Below are 20432 nucleotides of genomic sequence, written 5' to 3'. Positions count from 1 at the left end.
CCGGCGGCGGTTACTGTGCGTGTGCCGTTGGCGCCACTCCGAAGGCTTCCTTGTACACCTTTGAGAAGTGCGACAGATTCCGGAAACCTACGGAATAGCATATTTCCGAAACTGTTCTGCCTCCTTTGCGGATAAGTTCATGGACTGCCTTAAGACGGCGTTGGATAAGCCATTTCTGTGGCGTCAATTCGCAATACTGGCTGAAATCCCGTTTGAAAAGACTCACCTTCCTTCACCCGCTTTTGCAGCCACATGAGATTGTCACGTCTCATAAACGCGCAATCGCCGGGACGCAGTATAGTCTTCCGGCTCCCTTTGGTGATTTACAGTTCTCCCGAATGGATATATATCAAGGTATGCTCACGATTGTAGTGGGCACAATCACGGTCATTGGTGAAATAGCTCGCTATAAACACATTCGAGCAGCCGAAAACATCCAATTGTTCCATATTCTCAGTTTATTTTGGGTGCAAAGTTAGCGGTTTAATTTGAATATTGCTTTGTCAGAAAAAGGTCCGATACTTCCATTCGCCAATCTTAAAGATGGAAATAATGTAAAAAAGGAACATGGAGTAGGGCACATGAAACTTAGCTAACGTAAGTTTTAGTCCCTGTTTAAATTTTCTTCAAAAAGCAGTATCACGTTTTGTTTGGATGAACTCATATCACAATATACCAGTTTTCAATAATTGCGAATAAACAATTCAATCATCATGAACAATAAAACAGTAGAAGCAATATTAGAGAAAGCAAGAATCGCTCTCCAAAAGAGCGTAGTGACAAGAGATATTCAACGTCGCATCTACGACGAACGTCGTAAAAAAATCCTTCCTAAACACGGGATAGAAGTAGCTATTCTTTCATATAATGATTTCAATTTTGATAGCAAAAAAGGATTATGCGCAATCCTGAAAAAGATTTAGAAACTGTACGTCAAAAATTCAAAAGGTTTATACAGAATGGATAACTTCAAAGTTCTCATTTAGAAAAGAGTGAAAGATTAAAATCAGGAAAGAGCCACGTCAAGTCTTAAGATATTTACCAATAACCCTACCTAACCCAATGCACTCATTTCTGAAAAAGATGGTGATAAATTTTAAAAAAGCGTCGGCAGATTCTGAAAACTACGTGATGTTTTCAGAATCTGCCGACGCTTTTCCTGACTTCGTCAATGCGTACCCCCAAAATCATCAGAAAACAATGGTGCAATACGTTGATGCCGTTTCATGAGCATAGTTCAATTGATAGTCTGCCTATTCTGCGGCAAAGCCATCTGTATTGTCACTAGCTTCAAGTTTGGCGTAATCGATAGATACTTTAACCTCACCCTCTATCTCAAGGAGCTTATAAATGACCTGCAAAAGCAGAAAAAGTACTCTTCTCATTCCGAACTCTTTGCACTATATTTGTGTTGACAAAAGGAAAAGCCATGTACGAAAGACCGAAACGCAAGAGAATCCCATACGGGATGATGAACTTCATTGATGTCCGCGAAAGCAACTGCTACTACGTGGACAAAACTGTATTTATCCCTATGATAGAAGATGCCAACAAATACTTTTTCTACATACGTCCACGTCGCTTTGGCAAGAGCCTGACTGTCTCCATGCTACGCCATTATTATGACGTGCGCGACAAAGATAACTTCGAGAAGTGATACGGTGGACTTTACATCGAGCAACATCCCACAGTGGAACAAAATTCCTATCTGATCATTTACCTCAACTTTGCTGTGGTTAATGCAGAATTGAGCTGCTACCGTCAATCGCTGGATGCACACTGCGGCACGGAGTTCGACCTTTTTTGCGAGAGATATGCTGACCGTCTACCTGCTAACATTCAGGAGAAGATGCACGAAAAGAATGGAGCCGTAGAGCAATTGGACTTCCTCTACAAGTGCTGCGCCGAATGCGGACAGCAAATCTACCTCTTTATTGATGAATACGACCACTTCACCAACAAAATCTTATCGGAACCAACCTGCCTGAATGACTACAAAAGCGAAGCACATGGCACAGGTTATCTACGCAGTTTTTTGACACCGTGAAGTCGGGTACGGAATCTTCCATCAAACGTTGCTTCGTCACCGGTGCAAGTCCCGTCACGATGGATGACCTGACAAGCGGCTTCAATATCGGAACCAATTACTCGCTGTCTGCCGAGTTCAATGAACTGACCGGATTTACGGAAGAGGATGTGCGCCAAATGTTAAACTATTATGCCACTACCTGCGAGTTCCACCATACTACGGATGAACTAGTAGCATTGATGAAACCATGGTACGACAACTACTGCTTTGCAGAAGACAGCTATGGGCACACCACGATGTACAACTCTAATGTGGTGCTTTACTTTGTGGATAACTACCTACGCAATGGAGGCAAACTGCCGAAGAACATGGTGGAAGAAAATATCCGTGTGGACTACAATAAGCTACGCATACTCATCCGTAAGGATAAGGAGTTTTCCCACGACGCATCAATCATACAGAAACTGGTGGAACAAGGATTCGTGACCGGAGAATTGAAAGCAGGATTCCCTGCCGAAAAGATTACCCATCCCGACAATTTCATCAGTTTGTTGTTCTATTTCGGTATGCTCACCATTGACGGCACGCACAAAGGTACTACAAAACTAATCATCCCCAACCAGGTGGTGCGCGAACAGTTGTACAACTACCTGCTGGATACTTACCGGGAGAATAATTTGCAATACGAAAGCTACGAAATGAGTAAACTTTCCTCTCGCCTTGCGTATGACAATGATTGGCAATCATACTTCGGTTACATCGCCGACTGCCTGCACCGCTACTCCTCCCAGCGCGACAAGCAGAAAGGCGAAGCCTACGTACACGGTTTCATTCTCGCCATGACATCTCAGAACCGCTTCTACCGCCCGATTTCGGAACAGGACACGCAAGCAGGCTATGCAGACATCTTCCTTCTTCCGCTGACCGAAATCTACAAGGACATGGAGCACAGCTACATCATCGAACTGAAATATGCCAAAGGAAAAGATAGCAACGAACGGGTGGAACAACTACGCTGTGAAGCCATTGAACAAGCCAATCGCTATACTGCCAGCGAAACTGTCCGAAACAACATAGGTAATACTACGCTACACCGGATAGTAGTGGTATACCGAGGCATGGAAATGGCAGTCTGCGAAGAAGTGACAGATTAATCAAGCACCTTCCCGTGGTTCGCCGCAATCTGTATCATGCGGTCATAATCCTCGGCACTCAAATCCATGAAGTAGTAGTTGACGGGGTTCACAACCTGCCCCTTCACGTGTACCTCGTAATGCAAATGCGGTCCGGTGCTCTTGCCGGTACTGCCTACCCCGCCAATCACTTCACCGCGTACCACCCGCTTGCCCACTTTGGTACGGAAATCGCGCAGGTGGGCGTACCAAGTCTGATAACCGAAGCCATGATCGACAATAATCGTATTGCCATAGCCGGTTTCCCATCCCATCTTTATGACCGTACCGTCACCCGTAGCATAGACATCCGTACCGGGATTGGCCGAAAAGTCCATCCCCGCATGAAACTTGGTGGTACCATAAATAGGATCTATACGGGTTCCGTAACCCGAAGCGGTCTTCTTCAAATCCTTGTTGGAGATAGGCTGAATGGCAGGAATACAACGCAGCATCTCGTCGTGGTCCTTGCACATTTCCACTACATCGTCAAAGGAATTGGACTGGATATAAAGCTGTTTGGTCAGCAAGTCCAGTTTCTGTGTAGTATTGATCACGAGTTCAGAGTTGGCCATATCCATGAGATGCTCGTAGCGGTTGGTACCTCCGTATCCTGCCTGGCGGATGGCCGACGGAATGGGATCTGCCATGAAAATCACCCGGTAAAGGTTATCATCACGTTGCTGTATGTCTTGCAACAGGCCCATCGCCTCGTCCAGCCGGCGGGAAAGCACGTTATACTGCGCCTGAAGTTGGCTGTTTTCTTTCCGCAACTCCTTCTCCGACGGTGAGCCGAAGATCAGCAACAGCACGATAAAACTGCCCGCACCCAAGCCCATGCCGATAAACAGGCGGCGGAGAATGCTCACTGCCCGCTGCCGGACAGTAGGATAAATACGGTCGTACGTCTGCGTCTGCGGATTATAAATGTAGTAAACTTTGCGCATCTTAGGAAATATTTCGCTTGTCAATGCCACAAAAGTAATAAAAACACGCTATCTTTGCGCAGTTTTTTCAAGAATTATAAGATTTATGATTTATGATTTATGATTTATAAGAGTGATGATGGTGGGGATTACCTACAAGGCTGACAGCTTTTTCTTTAAATCATAAATTGTGCAGGTCATAAGTCTCAAGCTATAAATCATAAATAAAAAATCATAAATCATAAACAGACGTATGTTGACTGCAAATGAAATCAGAGAGTCTTTCAAGAGTTTCTTTGAAAGCAAAGGTCACCAGATCGTGCCCTCGGCTCCGATGGTGATTAAGGATGACCCCACGCTGATGTTTACCAACGCGGGAATGAACCAGTTTAAAGATATTATTTTGGGGAATCACCCGGCGAAATACAAAAGAGTAGCGGACTCACAGAAATGCCTCCGCGTAAGCGGAAAGCACAATGACTTGGAAGAAGTAGGTCATGACACCTATCACCATACCATGTTCGAGATGCTGGGCAACTGGTCTTTCGGAGATTATTTCAAGAAAGAAGCCATCTCCTGGGCATGGGAATATCTGGTAGATGTATTGAAGCTGGACCCTAAAGACCTTTATGCCACCGTATTCGAAGGCAGTCCCGAAGAAGGCCTGGAACGTGACAACGAAGCCGCATCCTACTGGGAACAATTCTTGCCGAAAGACCATATCCTGAACGGGAACAAGCACGACAACTTCTGGGAAATGGGTGATACGGGTCCGTGCGGCCCGTGTTCCGAGATACATGTAGATTCCCGTTCGGAAGAAGAGAAAGCTAAAGTACCCGGTTCCCAATTAGTAAACAAAGACCATCCGCAGGTAATCGAGATCTGGAACCTCGTGTTCATGCAGTTCAACCGTAAGGCCGACGGAAGCCTGGAAGGGCTGCCCGCCAAAGTGATTGACACAGGCATGGGCTTCGAACGTCTGGTACGTACCCTCCAGGGCAAGACTTCCAACTATGACACGGACGTATTCCAACCGATACTGAAAGCCATCGCCGACATGGCAGGCACCACTTACGGCAACAACCAGCAGCAGGACATCGCCATGCGTGTGGTTGCCGACCATATCCGTACCATTGCCTTCTCCATCACCGACGGACAGCTGCCGAGCAATGCCAAGGCTGGCTATGTCATCCGCCGTATCCTCCGCCGTGCCGTGCGCTACGGCTACACATTCCTCGGACAGAAACAGGCGTTCATGTACAAACTGCTGCCTGTACTGATTGAGAACATGGGCGGTGCATATCCGGAACTGATTGCCCAAAAGGACTTGATTGCCAAAGTTATCAAGGAAGAAGAAGACTCCTTCCTCCGCACTTTGGAAACCGGCATCCGTTTGCTGGAAAAGACGATGGCAGATGCCAAGGCGGCCGGAAAGACTGAAATCAGCGGTAAAGACGCCTTTACTTTATACGATACGTTCGGTTTCCCGCTTGACTTGACCGAACTGATTCTCCGCGAAAACGGCATGACTGCCGACATCAAGGAGTTTGACGCCGAAATGCAGCAGCAGAAACAACGCGCCCGCAACGCCGCTGCCGTTGAAACCGGGGACTGGATTACATTGAAAGAAGGCACTACCGAGTTCGTAGGGTATGACTATACGGAATACGAAACCGGTATCCTGCGCTACCGCCAGGTAAAACAGAAAAACCAGACGCTTTATCAGATTGTACTGGACAAGACCCCGTTCTACGCTGAAAGCGGTGGACAAGTGGGCGACACCGGGGTATTGGTAAACGAGTTTGAAACCGTTGAAGTAATTGATACAAAGAAGGAAAACAACCTTCCCATCCATATCACCAAGAAGCTGCCCGAACACCTGGAAGCTCCCATGATGGCATGCGTGGACACCGACAAGCGTGCCGCATGTGCAGCCAATCACTCATGTACCCACTTGCTGGACGCCGCACTCCGCGAAGTACTCGGCGACCATGTGGAACAGAAGGGTTCTCTGGTAACTCCGGACTCCCTGCGCTTCGACTTCTCTCACTTCCAGAAAGTGACCGATGAAGAAATCCGCCAGGTGGAACACATCGTCAACGCCAAGATCCGTGCCAACATACCTCTGAAGGAATACCGCAACATTCCTATCGAAGAAGCCAAGGAGTTGGGTGCCATCGCCCTTTTCGGTGAAAAGTACGGTGACCATGTGCGTGTCATCCAGTTCGGCTCGTCCATCGAGTTCTGCGGAGGTACCCATGTAGCCGCCACCGGAAACATCGGTATGGTGAAGATTGTATCTGAAAGTTCCGTAGCTGCCGGTATACGCCGCATCGAAGCTTACACAGGTGCACGTGTAGAAGAAATGCTGGATACCTTCCAAGATACCATGCGCGATTTGAAGGCACTCTTCAACAACGCTCCCGACTTGTCCGCTGCCATCCGCAAATACATTGACGAGAATGCCGGACTGAAGAAGCAGGTAGAAGACTTCATGAAGGAGAAAGAAGCACAGCTGAAGGAGAAGTTATTGCAGAGCGTCCAGGAAATCAACGGAGTGAAGGTAATCAAGTTCTGCTCGGCAATGGTTCCGGCCGATGCTGTCAAGAATATAGCTTTCCAGCTCCGCGGCGAAATCACGGAGAACCTCTTCTTCGTTGCCGGAACTGTATTCGAAGGCAAACCGATGCTGACTGTAATGCTGAGCGACAATCTGGTAGCCGGCGGACTGAAAGCCGGTGCGCTGGTAAAAGAAGCCGCCAAGCTGATTCAAGGCGGTGGCGGCGGTCAGCCCCACTTCGCAACTGCCGGTGGCAAGAATCCTGACGGGATAAAGGCTGCGGTAGATAAAGTAATCGAACTGGCCGCCATTTAATGGGCGGAAAGCTTGACATCGCGCTTCAGAAGTCGTATATTTGTAAAGTCAATTTATAAATACTTCAATTTTAAACTAGGATAAACGGAGAGGCAATGCTTCTCCGTTTCTTTTTTCCCCTCAAAGCTTCCCATTTGAAACGACGCACGTTTTCTGCTCCTACAAGGCAGGTCGGATACTGAAATAACGCATCTCATCAGTCTGAACAACTGGCATTTGAACAAAAAAACTGCGTAATTCCGGTAGATAACCTGCGCAATTCCGGAGTATGAAGTGCATGGAAACAGATGATGCGTTCGGAACAGATGCATCATACGTTCAAGGCGAATAGATGATGCATCCGGAGCAAACACATCATCCGTTACTGAAACAAAAACGGGAGCCCCACACCTCCCGTCCGTTAATCTTCCATAAATCTGCTCTTGACAAAATTTCCACTAAACCACCATCACTCCATCCGAACCGTGAACTGCTCGCGGTAAATAACCAGTACCCCCTCGGGCAGCAAACCGGAAGAGCAGAAAGGTGTCACATTTTCTGCAAGTACACATTTAATCACACTGCTACCTTCATTCCCTGTGACAGTCCGTGTAAAAAGCCTCTGCTCTCCATTATAAGTAAACTGCCACAATGCGTATGTATCTCCGTCCTCATCCTCCACGGGAACCGTGTCATAACGCCCCACAAGAGGCTTATCTTCTTTTCCTGTCCGGTAGATTTCCAATACACCTTTCTCCAGAAAATTGGAGCATTCCTTATCCGGCACCAATATCCAACCAAGGACAGAGATAGAACGACAGGGAGGATACCCTATTGTCACACGTTCCAATCTCATAAACAGGTTCCGCCCCTTCGAAAAGCACCATGCTGCGATAATCATCCTCGCAACCGGAAATCGTGAACAGCAACACTGTCAGCGCCAAGAGAGCATATAGTTTTTTCATAAATGTCCGATTTGAGTTGTTCTATCTACAAAAATACAAAAAACGCCGGAATACTGCACCGGTATCCATCTCTTTTTCAATACATTTGTTCCTGCGGGTAGTTGACCAGATAAAGCGTCCCCGTGGCACGGGTAAAGGCAGTGTAGAGCCAACGGAAATAATCCGGTGTCAGATACTCATCCGTCATATACCCCTGGTCGAGAAATACATTTTTCCACTGCCCGCCCTGTGCCTTATGACAAGTAACGGCATACGCATATTTTACCTGCAAGGCATTGTAGAAAGGATCCGCCTTCATTTTCTTCATCCGTTCACGCTTAGTGCCGATATCGGCATAATCTTCAAGCACGGCATAAAAGAGGCGGTCATTATCCGCTTTAGGCAATGCCGGAGCATCAGTGTGCAAGGTATCCAACAGAAGATTCACCTCCAGTTCGAAATCATCATAATCCGGAAAAGCCAAGGTAACATCCGCAAAACGGAAACCGTACAGTTCACGGGTACGGCGCACACGGCGTACCACCGCTATCTCACCATTGGCAATAAAGTCCATTTCCTTCATCTTCTCTGTCCAGAAATAATTATTTTTCGCTACCATCAGCAAGTCACCCGTATTCAATTCATCTTCCTGCCAGAGGATTTGAGCCCGGATACCTTTGTTGTATATATTCGCACGCTTGTTGGAACGGCAAATCACGATGGTATCCTCCATCCCGTCATGGTCGTAACAAGAAGACAAAGTCTCTATCAGCTCATTGCCAGGCAGCATCTTGACATCAGCAAAACCTGTTATCTTTATTTTAGGAAGGCTGTTGCAGACATCTTCCGCAATCAGCCGGCGCAAGCGGGTAGCGTTCCACAGGATACCCGACTGCTGCTCCTGGCGTACCACCTGAGTCAGATCAACTTCCATCACTTCCAGTCCGTAACCTTTCAATGCCTCCGCAAAAAGCGCGGGGCTCTGCTCCTCCCCCACCGGAGGCAACTGGGCCGTATCTCCCATCAGCAGAAGCCGGCACCCCTGTCCGGCATAGACAAACTGCACCAAATCATCCAGCAACCGCCCCGTACCGAACATGCTTCCAGACAGCCCCTCGTTGGAAATCATCGAAGCCTCATCGACTATATATAGAGTATGGGTTGTCAAATTATCGTTCACCGAGAAATTACCTGTCTCATTAGAAAAAGATTGCTGTCTATAGATTTTTTTATGAATTGTAAATGCCGGATGTCCCGCGTATGCAGAAAAAACCTTGGCAGCCCGCCCGGTCGGAGCCAACAATACAGACTTCTGTTGTAACTTATCCAGCGTTCGCACCAAAGCGCCAACCAACGAGGTTTTACCCGTTCCGGCATAACCACGGAGCAGAAACACCCTCTCGTTACGGGATGCCAGAAGAAACTCCGACAAAGTTTTTACTGCAATTTCTTGTTCAGGAGTTGGTTGATAAGGAAAATTTTCCTTAATTTGCCTTTCTAAATAGTTATTTATCATTTTTGTAACAGAAAAAAGTAAAGGGAACTATCGTTTTTAAATTTATTTCTTTTATTTTTGCGGTGCGAATATAACAACTAAAAAACATATTTATCATGAAAACAGTATTTAATGTCATTTTAGGCCTATGTGCTCTGGCTTTGGTTTACATCTGCTATGCCAGCATTATGGGGCCTATTAACTTTGAAAAAGCAAAGAAGCACAGAGATGCAGCGGTTATCGCACGTCTTATGGACATTCGCAAGGCACAGTTGGAATATCGTACTTTGCACAACCAACAGTACACCGCCAGCTTTGACTCTTTGATTGATTTCGTCAAGAACCAGAAATTACCGTTCATCTTCAAACAAGGTGAACTGAACGATAAACAGTTGGAAGACGGTCTGACTGAAAAGAAAGCTGTCAACATCATCAACAAAGCCAAAAAAACCGGCAAATATGATGAAGTCAAGAAATGGGGATTGGAAAACTTCAAACGTGACACTTTGTGGGTAGCTGTATTGGATACAATCTTCCCGAGAGGATTCAATGCCGACTCCATGAGATATGTTCCTTTCGGAAACGGTGCACAGTTTGAAATGGCTATCAAAAACGATACCGCCAAATCCGGCGCTCCTTTCTGTCTGCTCGAAGTAAAGACTCCGTATGAAGTTTACCTGAACGGTCTGGACCAACAGGAAATTGCTAACATCAAGGATGTACAAACCAAACTTGGCAAGTACTGCGGTCTGATGATCGGTAGCCTGGAAACAGCCAACAACAACGCTGGTAACTGGGAATAATCCCCCGATGAAATACGTATGATAGAAACGACTGATTTTAATAAATCGGAACAATATACATTATCCATCCGTCTCAGTACGGATGGATTTTCTTTTTCTGTCTTCAATCCTATGGCTGAAGGTGAGCTTACCTTTTACGACCATGAAGTGGACGAAAACCTCTCCCTCACCGCCAACCTGAAGCAGACTTTCCGCGAAATGGAATGGTTAAGCCGCCCTTACCGCCGTGTAAATATACTGATGGCCGACAAGCGTTTCACCTTCATTCCTCTGGAATTCTTTGAAGATGAACAGGCGGAAACTGTTTTCTATCACAATCACCCGAAGCGGGAAAATGAACTGGTTCAGTACAACATCCTGCAAAAGAACAATATTGTCGTACTCTTCGGAATGGACAGAAGCGCCTGTACCTTTCTACGCGAGCAATACCCTAATGTAAAATTTTATTCTCAGTCCAGCCCGTTTATCGAGTTCTTCGCCGCCAAAAGCCGCTTAGGCAACAGCCGGAAAATATACGCCCATCTGCGAAAAGACGCGGTAGATATATACGGATTCGAACGCGGACGGCTGCTGCTTGCCAACTCTTTCGGATGCGACACGACTGCAGACCGCATCTACTACTTATTATATATATGGAAGAAGCTCGGTTTTGAACAGGAGCGCGACGAACTGCATCTTACCGGCACCCTATCCAATAAGGAGCAGCTATTGCCTGAACTAAGAAAATTCATCCGGCAGGTATTCATCATGAATCCCGCCGCCAATCTTGACCTACAAGCCATAAACGTATGCGAGTAATCAGTGGAATATATAAGAGAAGACGTTTTGATGTGCCCCATTCCTTCAAGGCACGTCCGACTACGGATTTTGCCAAAGAGAATCTGTTCAATGTATTATCCAATTACATGGACTTTGAAGATGGTGTACGTGCCCTCGACCTCTTTGCCGGTACAGGCAGTATCAGTATCGAACTTGTCTCCAGAGGCTGTGACCAAGTCATCAGCATAGAGAAAGACCGCGACCACCATTCTTTTATCTGCAAGATAATGCAGGAAGTAAAGACAGACAAATGCCTGCCTGTCCGCGGTGATGTATTCAAGTACCTTAAAAGCGGACGGGAACAATTTGACTTTATCTTTGCCGACCCTCCATACGAGCTTACCGGACTGGAAACAATTCCCGACCTCATTTTTGAAAATAACCTGTTGAAAGAAGACGGACTGTTTGTACTGGAACACGGTAAGAAAAACAACTTTGAGGATAATCCGCACTTTGTGGAAAGACGGGTATATGGCAGCGTGAACTTTTCGTTCTTCCGCTAAAGCAACGGTGCCATCAACCTTACAACGCTTTCTGCCGCTTTCCGGTACCACGGTCTCTTGACCCAGTTCTTCAGAAAGACTTGTACGCAATCCCGTTGGTCCAGCATGAAGATTTCACGCATCTGGAGTGCCGTTTCCGTATCATAGATAAACGCATTCACCTCAAAGTTATGCTCAAAGCTGCGGAAATCCACGTTGGTAGAACCTACCGTAGATAACTCGTCATCCGAGACCATCAGTTTGGAATGCAGGAATCCCTTCTTATAGAAATAAACTTTGACGCCCGAACGAAGGGCATCTGCCAGATAAGAGCAAGATCCCAAATGCGTCAGCCAGTTATCCGCACGATAAGGTAGCATCAAACGCACATCCACTCCCGACAACGCAGCGGTTTGCATAGCTATGAGCACCGCCTCAGTAGGCAAAAAATAGGGAGTCTGTATATAGAAGTACTTCTTCGCACCACTGATAGCCATGACAAGCCCCTGCATAATCTCTTTCCAAGGGCCGACAGGCTCACTGGTCACAATTTGCGCCAAGGAAGTACCGCAGGCATCTATTTTCGGGAAATAACGGGCGGAAGTAATCAAAGTACGGTCCACAAAATACCAGTCGAGCAAGAAAGCGGTTTGCAGCCCGTGCACCGCTTTGCCTTCCAGCAACAAATGGGTATCCCGCCAGATTCCCCATGAGAAACCGCGCATATAACGTTCCGCCAGATTCATGCCACCGACAAAACCGATACGACCGTCGATAATCACTATTTTCCGGTGGTTGCGATAATTCACTTTACTGGTAAAAAGCGGGAAACGAACCTTCAAGAAACTTCTTACCTCTACGCCGGCCTCCCGCATTTCTTCAAAAAAGCGGTTAGGAACATGCCAGCAGCCCACATCATCGTATATCACACGTACCTCTACTCCTGCACGGGCTTTTTCTATCAAGACATCCCGGACCAGACGCCCGATAGCGTCATCTTCGAAGATATAAAATTCCAAATGGATATGCCGCCTGGCTTTCTGTAACTCCCGCAAGAGGGATTGCAGCATAGAAAGTCCCGAAGTATAGACCTCTACGCGATTACCGTCAAAAGGAAAAGCTTGGTTGGTATGCCGGAACAGAGAAATCAAACGGCTGTAAGCCATAGGCAAGGTACAGGAGTTCTGCGCCATATATTCCGCCATCGGTTTCTTCAGCAGATGGCTGTAACTCTTCTTTCCTATAATACGTTCACGGCGGTGGCTTCTTCCGAAAAAGAAGTAGAATATCAGGCCGACAACCGGCAGGAACATAAGTATCAGGATCCATGCCATTGTTTTCACCGGATTGCGGTTGTCGAGGATAATGACCACAATCGTTCCAATAATGGCACCAAAATAAACAATGTCAAATGCTATTGTAGCAATCAGGCTGGCTATGTAGTTCCAATCGAACATATTTCCTACAAGTTTGGGGATATTAAGTTTATAACAAATGTAGGAAAAACACAGAAACTTTCACCAGAGATTACAGAGATTAACATAAAGTGCGCTTTAGGCACTTCATGTCAATCACTTAATACCTATCAGAAACGTCTTCCCCCTCCGAATCCGCCAGGTCTGTGGCCCGGTCCGAATCCCGGACCACCGAATCCACGCTTATTTTGCATCTTGTCACGGGCTGCCTTGCCTCCGAATATATTCAGACGATAGATAAAGTGCAGCATACAATAGCTGTTCACACCATTGTACTCATATACAGAACGTCCACTTGCCGTCAAAGAACGGCTGATATTGCTCTGTCTCTTCAAGATATCATACATCTCGAAACTGACAGTAGCCGCCCCCTTCAAGAAAGTTTGTGAGATTTGTGCGTTCCAAATCAGTTCATTGCGGTTCATACTGCTGTCCGTATAGCCACGACGGCTCTGATTAGCGATATTAGTAGAAACACTCATACTCCACGGCATATTCACGGTAGTATTGGCACCATAAGAGAAGGTATAAGGTTCCTGATTGTTATCCGGAGTAAGTTTATCCTTCTCTATGGAGTAAGAAATGGTTCCGTTCAACCCGAATTCAAACCAATCATTACGATAAGAGGTATTCAGACGTTCAACCAACGTGAGATTGGTCGTGGTATTCTTATTCTCCATTTTTGTCTTGCTGTCCGTCAGATAAGCCACGTTGTTCTGGTAGCTGGCATTCGAGAAAGAGTTGATGGTATATTTCTTGTTCTTGAGCGCCGTGTTGAAACCCAACATACCGAAAGCATTCCAGTTTCCGTTGATGTTTTTCGGGGTTGTAGTCCATCCACCGGTTTCAGAATTATAGACCCTACTGTTGCTGATACTGTTCTGCGTTGCCGAAAAATTAAAATGAGACATGACGCCCCGTTGCTTCTCTGCATTATAAGTATTGTAGAACAAACGCATGTTATGAGTGAAGGCCGGCTTCAGCCCCGGGTTACCGACACGGATATTCTGCGGGTTGGAGTTATCGACAATCGGCAACAAGTTCTCCATACTCGGCTGGCTGCTTCGTCCCCGATAAGTCAGACGCAACTGGCTCACTTTAGAAAAGCGCACACGCAAATCCAGGTTCGGAGCAAAATTGAACACGTTGCGGGTAGTATCAATCATATAATCACCCCGTTTGTAAGACAACACCGAATGTTGCGGCTGGAACGACATTCCCGCACTCAACTGATACTTCTCACGAATGAAACGCAAAGAGACAGAAGCATCATGATTGTAATAGCGGTACTCGGCATACTTGCCCAAGCTATCTACAGCATGCTCTTCATAACCTGCAGGAAGCTGAGTTGACAATCCCCAATCCGGGAACCCCTGCAGGTCGTAAGTGGTCTTGTCACTCTCACTGTATTTATACTGGAACTGATAGCTGAATTGAAGGAAAGTGGCGCGGGCTATCGGTTCACTGTAGGTTAACTGCGCACTGTAATTGTAATTCTTGGTAGGGGTCGTAATATACTGGTTACGAATCAATACAGAGTCTCCTCCCAGGTAATTCATCAACTGGAAATAGTGGGTCTCCGACTCCGTATATTGGTTGTTGTCATTGTTCGTGTAACCGAATCTGCCCCGGAAAGTTATATTACGTCCTTTATTGTTCAGCTTCCTGTTCAGCTGTAAAGTCGCATTTGTGGAAAGGCTTTTGTTGTCGCTCAACGAACCGCTATTGATGGCATTTACACGGATGTTTCTCAAAGGATCATCATCCGGATTGAGAATCTTCTCCAAAGTCAGCCAGTTGTTGGGATCGGTCACCAGGCTGTAAGGATCGGAACTGAACGTACCGCTCTCCGAGTTCGAGAGATTATCCGTCTTGCCATACGATACATCAGGGCGGAAAATAATATTTGTCATGGAATCCGGCTTCCATTCCAAACGGAAATCCGCATTGAAACTGTTATTCCTGTTACGCTGCTTGCTGTTTGAGTTGGAATAAGAATTACCGTCCGGCAAAAAATCTTCCGTAGAACCGATACTCATGATATCCGCATCCCTATAGTTATAGCGTGCGCTACCTCCCAACTCTATTTTGGAGGTCTGGGTGGCAAAGTCAAGACCAATTACCTTCGAAGCATTCAAACCATTGTTACGGCGCCAGCGCGGTCCGCCTCCTCCCCCGGAAAAGCCCTGGTCGTTCACATTATTGGCAGAGGCTATCAAAGACACTCGAGTATCATCCATGAAGCCGTTCAACATAAGACGGCCCATGTAACGGTCTTCCGTGCCACCGGCAACATCGGCATTGCCGAACCACCCCTGATTCATCCCCTTCTTTACCGACAAATCGAGCACCGTCTCCTCTTCACCGTCGTCAATGCCCGTGATACGTGCCAAGTCCGACTTCTTATCATAAGTTTTCAACTTTTCAATCATATCTACCGGCAAATTTTTCAAACCGGTCTTCACGTCACCGCCAAAGAACTCCTTGCCGTTCACCATAATCTTCGAGAGATCCCTACCATTGATTTTGACATTACCTTCATCATCAACCTCGGCACCGGGAAGCTTCTTTACCAACTCTTCAAGCATGGCCCCCTCCGGCGTACGATAGGCAGAAGAGTTATAAACCAGTGTATCTTCCACGACCTGTACTTGCGGAGCCTCAGCCGTAATCACGGCTTCCGCCAACATTATTGCATCCGTTTCCAAAGTCAGTACCCCCACATTCTTTTGCGGAGTGGAACCGGAAAGCTGCATGGGCTGCCACAAAGTTTTAAATCCGATATAGGAAACCTTCAGTACATATTTTCCCGGTTTTACCGGAGGCAAGGAAAAGAATCCCATGCTGGAAGTGGCCACCCCTGATGCCTGAACACTGTCGGGCAATGAAAGCAACTGCACGGTAGCTTGTATAGCAGGCTCCTTGGTGTCCTCCAGAACACGGCCCTTTACCGTAATCTTTTGAGTTTGTGAGAAAACAGATAACGTTGTCAGCAACAACAACGCCATCCCTGTCATAATTTTCTTCATGTGTCTATTCTTTGTCTATTCTTTAAATGAACAATGTCTTTTATTCACTGTTTCATTTGACAAACTTATAGACAAAAGGTTTAATGCCGCACAAGATGTTTTGTCTTATTTATCGACTAATCCCGCTTAAACAATCGATCAACTGTCGATTTTTTTATACCAAATTCCAGGCAAAGAACATTCAAAATCAGAAAAATGAGAAATGTGGAAGAATCTACAGAAAGGAAATCACCTTTTGCCACCCTGTAGAGCATACTGCCAAAAATAAAAAGTACCGTCAGGAACATGGCATTACGGGTAGCCTTGTTACGAATCTGTTCCGTATCACGGCTTTCGTTCTTGCTGAAAGCAAAAATGATCATCAAGGCACCCAACATCATCAGCAACTTGGAACACTCCTTATAGAACAACAAGTTCGCATCTGTCACTCTTCCCATCATCAACATGATAAAAGGAAGGAACAAAGCCAAGGCAATCACAAAATATCCCAAAGGACGACAATATAGGGGCAGTAAAGCTTTCATTTCTATCAATCAATTACAAATTACTAATTACAAATGATGGGAAGCAGATGAAGGAAACGTCTTACCACCCATAGAATTTCACGGAACAAAGATAACGTTTTATTGCCAAAAGAGCTATCTTTGTGCCACAATATCATGAAGAAGACTCCCATTTCTTCATGATCCGTAACATCAGTAATTCGTAATCCGTAATCAACAAGATGAGTAAACAAGAAGTAATCCTTTGCGAAGAGTTGGAAAACAGCCTGACACTTGCCATTGATAAATGCCCCCATGACAAACTTTTCATTCTCACCGACGAGCATACCCACCGCCTTTGCCTGCCACAACTTGACGGTATCCCTGCCCTCAGAGAGGCTGAAGAAATTATCATAGGTGCAGAAGATGTACACAAGAACCTGGAAACACTGGCTTCCGTATGGCAAGCTTTGAGTGAAAGAGGAGCTACCCGCCACTCGTTACTCATCAATCTAGGTGGTGGAATGGTCACCGATCTCGGTGGGTTTGCCGCTTCCACTTTCAAAAGAGGAATCACGTATATCAATATACCTACTACTCTTTTAGCCATGGTGGACGCTTCCGTAGGAGGAAAAACCGGCATCAACTTCAACGGGCTGAAGAATGAAATCGGTGTTTTTTCCCCTGCCGCCTGCGTATTATTGGAAACCGAGTTTCTACGTAGCCTTGATGCCCACAACTTTTTCTCCGGTTACGCCGAAATGTTAAAACACGGGCTCATCAGTACTCCGAAACACTTAGCCGAACTTCTGGCATTTGATACGGAGAAAATAAACTATGCCTTATTGAAGTCAATGGTAGGCCGTTCTGTACAGGTCAAAGAAAAGATTGTAGAAGAAGACCCTCTGGAACACGGCATCCGCAAAGCCTTAAACCTCGGTCATACCGTGGGGCATGCTTTCGAAAGCCTTGCACTCGCCGAAAGCCGTCCGGTCTTGCACGGCTACGCTGTGGCATGGGGGATTGTCTGTGAATTATACCTCTCTTATATCAAGACTGGATTTCCCAAGGAAAAGATGCGCCAAACCGTTCAGTTCATCAAGGAGAATTATGGTGGATTCTCATTCAACTGCAAACAGTATGACCGACTGTACGAGTTGATGAAACATGATAAAAAGAATACTGCCGGTACCATTAACTTCACTTTATTGAAGGAAGTCGGAGATATCTGTCTCAACCAGACGGCAGACAAGGAAATGATTTTCGAGATGTTCGATTTCTATCGGGAGTGTATGGGCGTATAATTCCGAATGCGGGGAACCGTCTTTCTACTCAAGCATTATTATTAATTAACAATATAGCATGCAGGTTTTTGACTGAATATTCATTTCATTTATGAATAAAAACCTATTCCGATTGTTCAACTAATAAAGAAATAGACTATGAAGATGAGTTCCTTTTTTAAAAACAGCCTGCTTATTGCCATTGCAGTTGTCTGCACCGTAAGTTTCCAATCTTGCTTGGATGACGATGACAACCACTATTATTACGGAAAAATACCTAATGCACTTGTAACAGTAAAAGCAGATGCAGACAACACTCTCTACCTGCAACTGGATGATGAAACCACATTATTGCCCACCAATTTAAGCACCTCTCCCTTCGGAGACAAAGAAGTGAGAGCCTTGGTGAACTATACAGAAGTAGAAAACCCCAGCAGTAAATACAGTAAGGCCGTACATGTGAACTGGATAGACAGTATCTTGACAAAGCCTATCGCAGCAGACTTGGGCGAAGAGAATGATAAAGTATATGGCACAGATCCTGTAGAGATAGTCAATGATTGGGTGACAATAGCGGAAGACGGCTATCTGACTCTTCGCTTCAGAACCGTATGGGGAGACCCTTTCAAAACACATTTCGTCAATCTGTTATTAAGCCAGAACCCGGATAATCCTTATGAAGTAGAGTTCCGCCACAATGCCAACGGCGATACATACGGAGAAAATCAAGATGCTTTGGTAGCGTTCAAGCTGGATGGGCTGCCCGATACGGAAGGCAAAACCGTCAAATTGAAACTAAAATGGAAATCATTCAGCGGTGATAAATCTGCCGAATTTGATTATTGTACAAGGAAGTCCGTTACGCCCCCCACTCCTGCCCTCACAGCGACAAGAGGTAACGCACACCTGTCTTTAAATTGATCCGCCAACCTCACTCCATCTTTATCGCACCTCTTCCTAAAATGAAGGAAAGGTGCGTTTTTTAGAAAAAACTAAAGATTTTATTTGCTATTTCAAAATAAAGCACTACTTTTGCAACCGCAATTCGGGATGTAGCTCAGCCCGGTAGAGTACGCGTCTGGGGGGCGTGTGGTCGCAAGTTCGAATCTTGTCATCCCGACTACCGAGCATCAAGGAGTTAAGAAATAAAACTTAACTCCTTATTTTTTTATAAACAAGTCCTTTGTCATCCAGAAATTAGTCAGTAACAGTTGGTTCGCTCTCCGCTTCTGTTCCTTTTCCACTACATATCCCTGTTTTTCAAAGAATCCACGGGCGGTCAGACTCACTTCAGAAGTCAACCGCGTTATGTGATGCTCCATGGCATATCGTTCTATTTCTCCCAAAAGCACAGTCGCAATTCCTCGGCTTTGATAATCTTTATGAATAAACATCGAATGCAAATATCCTTGCGGGGTGACGGACGAAAAACCGGTTATCCGGAATTGCCAATTCACCGCCACCACGAAATAGTGGTTTTCTATCATTGCTTCCCACTTTGCAAGATCATCTCCGCATGAAGCCCAGTCTTCAACCTCAGCCTGTGAATAATCACGCTTATTTACTGTAAGAACCGTATTCCGGTACAATTCTCTCAATTCCGGAGCATCACACTTTTGCGCTTCCCTAATTACAAAATCCGTCTTCATCTTTCGTTTTAAATATACCATATCCTTTAAAAGTACCCCCTCTTCAATGATAGGATGGTCATAATTATCGGTAAAGAAGTTTTCAATGCGGTGGGAAAGCTCAAAACCGCAGCTTTTATAAAACCCCAATGTACCCGGCACATCACCCGTACCTACTATCATCCGGCCATATTTGTCCCAATAATAGTCCATCAGATAGTTTATCATCCTCCTGCCATATCCTTGCCGTTGTGAAGAAGGGCTCACAGCTATGTTCTTCAGTTCACAAACTCCGTTTCCTTCATCCGTCACCACACAAACAGCCTTTACACCATTGTCCTCAAGGACAAACAGTTCGCCACGTTCCAGATAGCGGTCTATCATAGACTCCTGTTCATCACCCAGCAATAACAAATCCAGGTAGCGTTTCTTATCAACCGTAATTAAAGAAATTATCATTCATTCAAGTGTTTTATTGTACATTTTATCCCTATCAGGAAGCTACCAAACTCCATACCATGATATGCCACCTATAGAAAAAGGGGCAAGATACACTTTTTATTGGAAACTTTCACCAGATTGTCTCACTAAAAAACTCTCCTCGTTTTTAGTAACAATCCGGACAGAATCTGCCGACTTCAGCAACAGTTCCCTACACGGCTTCACTTAAGCTTTGAATTAGCCCCTTGACTTATTAGCTTCATTTCCATAAAAAGAATAACCCTAAATCCTTATCTGCCTTATACATTTTATGCTTACAGCTAATTCAACACTTCGTCCCAGGTACGTGGGCCCGCCGGTTCAGGCATGTAAACCGGCGAGCCCACGTACCTGAACCGGCGGGCACACGTACGTGGGACGAAGTGTTACATAAGGCCTGCAAGCATTCTACATGATACCTTTCCGCATTAAGTATAAGCCCTGCAAAGAAAAAACATCTATTCCCTAAAGGATGAATCCGGATACACTACACACCCATCAAGGAGCACGCACGGCACCGGATGCAAGAAT

At 45.7% G+C, this 20432-nt stretch carries 15 protein-coding genes, 1 tRNA gene and 4 pseudogenes; 9 read left to right on the top strand and 11 right to left on the bottom strand.

The genetic code is table 11. The features are described 5' to 3' along the window. Nucleotides 1–10: 10 nt before the first annotated feature. Nucleotides 11–449, bottom strand: a pseudogene (locus tag HMPREF9446_RS18230) (helix-turn-helix domain-containing protein). 264 nt (nucleotides 450–713) lie between these two features. On the opposite strand from HMPREF9446_RS18230, the gene HMPREF9446_RS06670 reads away from it, so the two are divergent. Further along, nucleotides 714–923: a hypothetical protein gene (locus HMPREF9446_RS06670; RefSeq protein ID WP_009124724.1), complete on the top strand. Its 210-nt coding sequence runs from the start codon at nucleotides 714–716 to the stop codon at nucleotides 921–923. A gap of 330 nt (nucleotides 924–1253) precedes the next feature. Here the strand turns inward: HMPREF9446_RS06670 and HMPREF9446_RS19280 are convergent, their stop codons facing one another. Continuing rightward, nucleotides 1254–1385, bottom strand: a complete 132-nt coding sequence (locus HMPREF9446_RS19280; RefSeq protein WP_009124722.1) for a hypothetical protein — start codon at nucleotides 1383–1385, stop codon at nucleotides 1254–1256. Between the two features lie 44 nt (nucleotides 1386–1429). Between HMPREF9446_RS19280 and HMPREF9446_RS18665 the strand changes: the two are divergent. After that, nucleotides 1430–3183 (top strand): annotated as a pseudogene (locus tag HMPREF9446_RS18665) (AAA family ATPase). Here HMPREF9446_RS18665 and HMPREF9446_RS06660 read toward each other — a convergent pair. Then, nucleotides 3180–4148, bottom strand: a complete 969-nt coding sequence (locus tag HMPREF9446_RS06660; RefSeq protein ID WP_009124714.1) for a M23 family metallopeptidase — start codon at nucleotides 4146–4148, stop codon at nucleotides 3180–3182. The pseudogene HMPREF9446_RS18665 and the gene HMPREF9446_RS06660 overlap by 4 nt on opposite strands. Before the next feature lie 232 nt (nucleotides 4149–4380). Here HMPREF9446_RS06660 and alaS point away from each other — a divergent pair, with 232 nt between their 5' ends. After that, nucleotides 4381–7002: an alanine--tRNA ligase gene (gene alaS / locus HMPREF9446_RS06655; protein ID WP_009124713.1), complete on the top strand. Its 2622-nt coding sequence runs from the start codon at nucleotides 4381–4383 to the stop codon at nucleotides 7000–7002. Nucleotides 7003–7450: 448 nt separating this feature from the next. On the opposite strand, the gene HMPREF9446_RS19065 is transcribed toward alaS, so the two are convergent. The 3 genes from HMPREF9446_RS19065 to HMPREF9446_RS06645 form a co-directional block, all read right to left on the bottom strand. Continuing rightward, complete coding sequence (locus tag HMPREF9446_RS19065; protein WP_245532250.1) at nucleotides 7451–7768, bottom strand: hypothetical protein; 318 nt, start codon at nucleotides 7766–7768, stop codon at nucleotides 7451–7453. Next, on the bottom strand, nucleotides 7758–7946 hold the full coding sequence (locus tag HMPREF9446_RS19060; protein ID WP_245532249.1) for a hypothetical protein: 189 nt from the start codon (nucleotides 7944–7946) through the stop codon (nucleotides 7758–7760). Before HMPREF9446_RS19060 ends, HMPREF9446_RS19065 begins: the two co-directional genes overlap by 11 nt. A gap of 76 nt (nucleotides 7947–8022) precedes the next feature. Continuing rightward, entirely contained in the window at nucleotides 8023–9441 is a 1419-nt protein-coding gene (locus HMPREF9446_RS06645; RefSeq protein WP_009124710.1) for an ATP-dependent DNA helicase, read from the bottom strand. Between the two features lie 95 nt (nucleotides 9442–9536). Between HMPREF9446_RS06645 and HMPREF9446_RS06640 the strand changes: the two genes are divergently transcribed. From HMPREF9446_RS06640 to rsmD, 3 genes are read left to right on the top strand one after another with little or no spacing between them, the layout of a single operon-like run. Continuing rightward, a complete protein-coding gene (locus tag HMPREF9446_RS06640; RefSeq protein WP_009124709.1) occupies nucleotides 9537–10223 on the top strand; it encodes a hypothetical protein in 687 nt (228 codons plus the stop codon). An 18-nt stretch (nucleotides 10224–10241) separates the two neighbouring features. Then, nucleotides 10242–11021, top strand: coding sequence for a DUF3822 family protein (locus HMPREF9446_RS06635; protein ID WP_009124708.1), 780 nt, complete (start codon nucleotides 10242–10244; stop codon nucleotides 11019–11021). Next, complete coding sequence (gene rsmD / locus HMPREF9446_RS06630; protein ID WP_009124707.1) at nucleotides 11012–11545, top strand: 16S rRNA (guanine(966)-N(2))-methyltransferase RsmD; 534 nt, start codon at nucleotides 11012–11014, stop codon at nucleotides 11543–11545. The genes HMPREF9446_RS06635 and rsmD overlap by 10 nt, the downstream gene beginning before the upstream one ends. On the opposite strand, the gene cls is transcribed toward rsmD, so the two are convergent. The 3 genes from cls to HMPREF9446_RS06615 form a co-directional block, all read right to left on the bottom strand. Further along, a complete protein-coding gene (gene cls / locus HMPREF9446_RS06625) occupies nucleotides 11542–12981 on the bottom strand; it encodes a cardiolipin synthase (protein ID WP_009124706.1) in 1440 nt (479 codons plus the stop codon). The genes rsmD and cls overlap by 4 nt on opposite strands. Before the next feature lie 128 nt (nucleotides 12982–13109). After that, the gene (locus HMPREF9446_RS06620; protein WP_009124705.1) at nucleotides 13110–16028 is read right to left on the bottom strand and encodes an outer membrane beta-barrel protein; all 2919 of its coding nucleotides are present in this window, start codon (nucleotides 16026–16028) and stop codon (nucleotides 13110–13112) included. 116 nt (nucleotides 16029–16144) lie between these two features. Beyond that, a complete protein-coding gene (locus HMPREF9446_RS06615) occupies nucleotides 16145–16552 on the bottom strand; it encodes a hypothetical protein (RefSeq protein WP_009124703.1) in 408 nt (135 codons plus the stop codon). A 200-nt stretch (nucleotides 16553–16752) separates the two neighbouring features. On the opposite strand from HMPREF9446_RS06615, the gene aroB reads away from it, so the two are divergent. The 3 genes from aroB to HMPREF9446_RS06600 all read left to right on the top strand — a co-directional run bounded on the left by aroB (nucleotide 16753) and on the right by HMPREF9446_RS06600 (nucleotide 18913). Next, the gene (gene aroB / locus HMPREF9446_RS06610; RefSeq protein WP_009124702.1) at nucleotides 16753–17814 is read left to right on the top strand and encodes a 3-dehydroquinate synthase; all 1062 of its coding nucleotides are present in this window, start codon (nucleotides 16753–16755) and stop codon (nucleotides 17812–17814) included. A gap of 138 nt (nucleotides 17815–17952) precedes the next feature. Next, complete coding sequence (locus HMPREF9446_RS06605) at nucleotides 17953–18714, top strand: NigD1/NigD2 family lipoprotein (protein ID WP_009124701.1); 762 nt, start codon at nucleotides 17953–17955, stop codon at nucleotides 18712–18714. A 125-nt stretch (nucleotides 18715–18839) separates the two neighbouring features. Continuing rightward, nucleotides 18840–18913 (top strand) — tRNA-Pro (locus HMPREF9446_RS06600). Nucleotides 18914–18953: 40 nt separating this feature from the next. Here the strand turns inward: HMPREF9446_RS06600 and HMPREF9446_RS19365 are convergent. Together HMPREF9446_RS19365 and HMPREF9446_RS19360 are read right to left on the bottom strand one after the other, a co-directional pair. Beyond that, nucleotides 18954–19337: pseudogene (locus tag HMPREF9446_RS19365) on the bottom strand (GNAT family N-acetyltransferase); the annotation flags it as partial. Between the two features lie 102 nt (nucleotides 19338–19439). Then, a pseudogene (locus HMPREF9446_RS19360) lies at nucleotides 19440–19880 on the bottom strand (GNAT family N-acetyltransferase); the annotation flags it as partial. Between the last annotated feature and the right edge of the window lie 552 nt (nucleotides 19881–20432).

Origin of the sequence: Bacteroides fluxus YIT 12057 (assembly GCF_000195635.1) — a bacterium.
In the GTDB taxonomy this organism is placed as follows: Bacteria; Bacteroidota; Bacteroidia; order Bacteroidales; family Bacteroidaceae; genus Bacteroides; species Bacteroides fluxus.
This window is presented reverse-complemented; position numbering and strand designations above follow the sequence as displayed.